Genomic DNA, 5,119 nt, shown 5'->3' on the forward strand with positions numbered 1-5,119 from the left:
GCTCGGCGCGATCGGGTTCGCTCGGGCGATGGCGGCGGCTCGGATTTTTGCCGGATGTCGGCACCACAACCTCTGCCGTCTTGACCGGCCGTCACTGTCTCGGACGGCCGCCGGATAACCGGCGAGTCGATACCGCCACTTAATCCCGTACCGAACGGCGCCGAGTCGCCGTTCGGCGAATTCGCGGCTTGTCGAGCGAAGCGCCAGCGCGCGCCACCGCTCGGCAGTCCGCGCAAACCATGAAGCGGCGCGGGATGGCCCGTCAAGGCGCAAGCCGCTGTCGGCGTGATCGGGCAAAAGCCAATAACCATAACAAGGCGTTGCCCGCTAAATCTATCTATCCGGAGGAAATCATGAACTCACAACTACCCAAGCTATTGGCGTTGGTGGCGATACTGGCATCGTCAACGGCGCACGCGACGTTTTGGTCCAAGGCCGGCAAGGTCAAGGACGAAGCCCTGCAAGCCGGCCGCGGCGCGGAAACCCTGAAGGGCGCCGACGACGATTACTTCAAGGACATGGATTACGGCGCCAGCAAGGACCCGGAGGCCTTGGCCCGCGCGCTGAGTCCCTACGTGCCTGGCATTACCGCTAAAGACGCTCACGACGCGGTGGTGCGCGGCCGCAACAATTGGATTGTCTGGACCGCCGGCAACGACCGCTTCTGGAACGACATCGGTAAAACCAGCGTCGGCACGCTGGATTTTTTGAAAATGCTGTCTAGCCACGAGACCTTGAAATTCAGCCGCGACAACCGCTGGAATTATCTGGGTTTGGTCAACGAGCCCTGTTTCAAAAAACCGACCGCGCCGCGCCAGGATCGTTACGGCCTATGGTTGGACGAACGCAGCAGCGATTGTCCGGCCGATCCGTTCGAGGATGAAAGCAAATACCCCGGCGTGAAAGCCGGCGCGCGCGGCAAAACCGTGCCGGTCGGTTCCTACTACGGTTACGCAACCGGCGTGGTTGGCTTGCGTTTATTCCCGAATCCGGACTTCGACGAGAAAGCCGCCAAGGCCTGGGACCCGGTGAAGTTTTATACCGATCCCAGCTACTACAACAACAAAGATTTGATCCGGCCGTACCGGGTCGGCATGTCCTGCGGCTTTTGCCACGTCGGCCCCAATCCCAGCAATCCGCCGGCCGATCCGGAAAATCCGAAATGGGAGAATCTCAATTCCAATCCGGGCGCCCAGTATTTTTGGATAGACCGGATTTTCTCCTACGAAGCCGATCCGTCCAGTTTCCCGTTCCAGTTGTTCCATACCTCCCGGCCGGGCGCGCTCGACACCTCGCTGGTTTCGACCGATTACATCAATAATCCGCGCACGATGAATGCGGTTTACAACCTGGGCGCACGGATGAAAAACGCGTTGCGCTTCGGGCAGGAACGCATCGCCGGCGGCGGTTTGAACAATCGCCAATTCAACGACTTGAAATTGCCGGAGAGCAGTCCGCTCAACAGCTTTTTCAAACAGCCGGATACGGTGTGGACGCCGCGCGTGCTCAAGGACGGCGCCGATTCGGTCGGTGCGTTGGGTGCGCTGAACCGGGTGTTCGTCAACATCGGCTTGTTCAGCGAGGAATGGACCGAACATTTCCGACCCTTGATCGGCGGCGAAAAAATCTCGCCGTTCCCGATCGCCACCGCCCGGAAAAACTCGTCCTACTGGAACGCCACCGAGCAACAAACCCCGGACTTGGCGCTGTTCTTCCTGGCCACCGCCCAGCCGGACTATCTGAGCAAGGCGCCCGGCGGCGAACAACATCTGAAAGCTTCGGCCGAAGTCCTGAAACGCGGCAAGGAAGTGTTCGCGGAAACCTGCGCCCGCTGCCATTCCAGCAAACTGCCGGAGAAAGCCTATAGCTTCTTCCCGAACGGCTGCGTTGGCCCGGACTACCTAAGCTGCTGGAACAATTACTGGAAATGGAGCAAAACCGACGAGTTCAAAACCGAAATGAAGGCTATCGTCGCCAAGGACGACTTCCTGCAAGACAACTTCCTGTCCACCGAATTGCGGGTGCCGGTCACGCTGCTGCAAACCAACGCCTGCAGCCCGTTGGCCACCAACGGCCTGGCCAACAACATCTGGGACAACTTCACCTCGCAAAGCTATAAGGACTTGCCGTCGGTCGGCAAATACACGGTGCATCATCCGATCACCGGCGCCGCCTACGACTACGACATGCCGGGCGGTGGCCGCGGCTACACCCGGCCGGCTTCGCTGGTCAGCTTGTGGTCGACCGCGCCATATCTGCTGAACAACTCGGTCGGCAAGTTTTATCCCAGCGGCTCGGTCGAAGACCGGCTGAAATCCTTCGACGACTCGATCCGGCAAATTCTGTGGCCCGAAAAACGTAGCGGCAACCGTGACATCGTCGTGGTCGATTCCGCCAATCCGGCCGAACGTAAGGTGCTGAAAGGCCAAGTCGATGTGACGACCGCCACCAGCTATCTGCGCGTACCCAAAGGCTATTTGCCGGATTTGCTGCAACCGCTGGTCGAGCCGTTCAGCCTGTTGAAACCCTGGGCCTTCGACAAGTCCGGCGTGGAACTGGGACCGATTCCAAGAGGCACGCCGGTGAATCTGGTGTCCAACATGAACCTCGATCCCAGCGATCCGAAACACGTGTTTCACTTAATCAAGGTATTGAAGGACGTTAAAAAAGCCTTGAAAGCGATTCCGCAAGGCGCCAGCGACGAAGAGGCCATCAAGGTTTTCGACGACCGAAACATCGTCGCCGACATGTTGAGCGTCAGCAAGTGCCCGGACTTTGTCGTCAATCGCGGCCATTACTTCGGTACCGACTATCTGGCCGAGGAAAAAGACCGGGCCTTGAGCGACGCCGACAAGGAAGCGCTGATCGAAGTGCTGAAAACCTTCTAATGGAGCAACCACTATGAGTAATAGCGCTGAATACGACTATATCGTGGTGGGGTCGGGTGCCGGCGGCGGCACCCTGGCCGCCCGGCTGGCCGAGAACGGCCGCAAGGTGCTGGTGCTGGAAGCGGGCGGCGATCCGCTGCAAATGCAGGGCGGTGACGCCATATCCGACGATAACCGGCTGCCAGAGGATTACCAAGTGCCGGTATTCCACGCCTTGTCCAACGAAAACAAGGCCATGCGTTGGGACTTTTGGGTCAGGCATTGGGGCGACACCCAGCTGCAACGCCGCGACGAAAAGTACCGCGAAAAGTGGGACGGCGAAAAGGTGGACGGCGTGCTGTATCCGCGCGCCGGCTGTCTGGGCGGCTGTACCGCCCACAATGCGATGATCACCGTGTATCCGCACAACGACGACTGGAACCACATCGCCGATCTGACCGGCGACGCCAGTTGGCACGCCGATAAGATGCGCGGTTATTTCGAAAAAATGGAGGACTGTCACCACCGCCTACCGAGTTACCGCTGGGCCGCCAAATTGGGCATCAACCCGACGCGGCACGGCTTTGGCGGCTGGCTGCAAACCGAAAAAGCCATTCCGCTGGAGGCCCTGGGCGACAAAACCCTAGTGCAAACCCTGAAGGAATCGGTGGCGGCGGCCTGGAAAAACCTCGACACCGACCCGATCGAAGGCGCCGAGTGGTTCGGCGAAAGCCTGGGCGATCCCAACGATTGGCGGCTGGTGGAGAAAAACGCCACCGGCTTGCGCTATCCGCCGTTGATGACCCGCAACCACACCCGCTTGAGTACCCGCGACCGCTTGCTGGAAGTACAGCAAAAGTATCCCGATAAGCTGCATATCGAGCTGAACGCGCTGGTGACGCAGGTGTTGTTCGACGAGCAAAATCGGGCCATCGGCGTCGAATATCAAAAAGGCGAAAAGCTTTACCAAGCCCATCACCAGCCGGCGACCCAACCCGGCGAAACTCGCCAGGTTTTAGCCGGCAAGGAAGTCATCCTGGCCGGCGGCGCCTTTAACACCCCGCAGTTGCTGATGTTGTCCGGCATCGGGCCGAAAGCCGATCTGGAGCGCTTGCGCATCCCGGTGCGCGTCGATTTGCCCGGCGTCGGCAGTAACTTGCAGGACCGCTACGAAGTCGGCGTCGTCAACAAAATGAAACAGGACTGGGAGGTATTGAAGGGCGCCCGTTACGCCAAGGGCGATCCGCAATATACCGAGTGGGAAACCCAGCGCAAGGGCGTTTACACCACCAACGGCGCGGTGCTGGCGGTGATCAAGCGTTCGTTGCAACAGCGCAAGTTGCCGGATCTGTTTTGTTTTGCGTTGCTGGCGCGCTTTCAGGGCTACTTCCCCAACTTCTCGCAATGGATACCGGAGTTGAATTACCTGACCTGGGCGGTGTTGAAAGCCCATACCAACAACCGGGGCGGCGAAGTGAAATTGAAATCGGCCGATCCTCGCGAGCGGCCCTACATCAATTTCAAGTATTTCGAGGAAGGCACCCCGGACGGCGGCGAAGACTTGGAATCGGTGGTGGCCGGCGTCAAATTCGTGCGCGAATTAACCGCGCCGCTGATCGCCAGGGGCATCATCGAGGAAGAAGCCTTTCCGGGCGCGGCGGTCCAAACCGACGACGAAATCCGCGACTTTATCCGTTATCAATCCTGGGGCCACCATGCCTCCTGCACCTGCCCGATCGGCGCCGACGGCGACGACATGGCGGTGCTGGACAGCCGGTTCCGGGTGCGCGGCGTAAGCGGCCTGCGGGTGGTGGACGCCTCGGTATTCCCGAGGATTCCGGGCTTCTTCATCGTCTGCGCGATCTACATGATCGCCGAAAAAGCCGCCGACGTGATTCTGTCGGAGGCTTGATATACAAACCGTCGGCCGGCGAGTAGACGCCAGTGTGCGGCTACTCGCCGGCCCATCGAGCCAGTCCTTGCAACCTTTCGGCGCAATACGGCTAGCGCCTATTGATGCCCTATTGATTGCGCCTTATCGTGTTGACAGATTTTGAATGCCTTTGGATCGGCCAGAAGTCGCCAAAAGAAACAAAAGGGTCAATGGCAAATGTCTAGCCTAAAGCCGACGCAGGGTTTGGTGAGTTTAGCAACCACGCCAATCGAGCAGGACAAGTCGATAGGATGGGCTGAGGCTACGAAGCCCATCTGGCAATAACCGACACCGCTGGCCTTGGTGTTGCATAAACCAT

Annotated in this window: 2 protein-coding genes; both read left to right on the forward strand. The window is 59.2% G+C overall.

What is annotated here, in order from left to right; genetic code table 11:
* Positions 1 to 353 precede the first annotated feature (353 nt).
* The gene (locus AC3B8H_RS18445; RefSeq protein ID WP_488442996.1) at positions 354 to 2,888 is read left to right on the forward strand and encodes a hypothetical protein; all 2,535 of its coding nucleotides are present in this window, start codon (positions 354 to 356) and stop codon (positions 2,886 to 2,888) included.
* 13 nt (positions 2,889 to 2,901) lie between these two features.
* Positions 2,902 to 4,779: a GMC family oxidoreductase gene (locus tag AC3B8H_RS18450; RefSeq protein ID WP_488442997.1), complete on the forward strand. Its 1,878-nt coding sequence runs from the start codon at positions 2,902 to 2,904 to the stop codon at positions 4,777 to 4,779.
* The last annotated feature ends 340 nt before the right edge of the window (positions 4,780 to 5,119 follow it).

It is taken from the genome of Methylomonas sp. BG-2 (assembly GCF_057766305.1).

What these genes read in the sequence shown, in the direction of transcription:
- AC3B8H_RS18445 (WP_488442996.1), top strand. Translation starts at nt 354, where the DNA reads ATGAACTCACAACTACCCAAGCTATTGGCGTTGGTGGCGATACTGGCA.
- AC3B8H_RS18450 (WP_488442997.1), top strand. Translation starts at nt 2,902, where the DNA reads ATGAGTAATAGCGCTGAATACGACTATATCGTGGTGGGGTCGGGTGCC.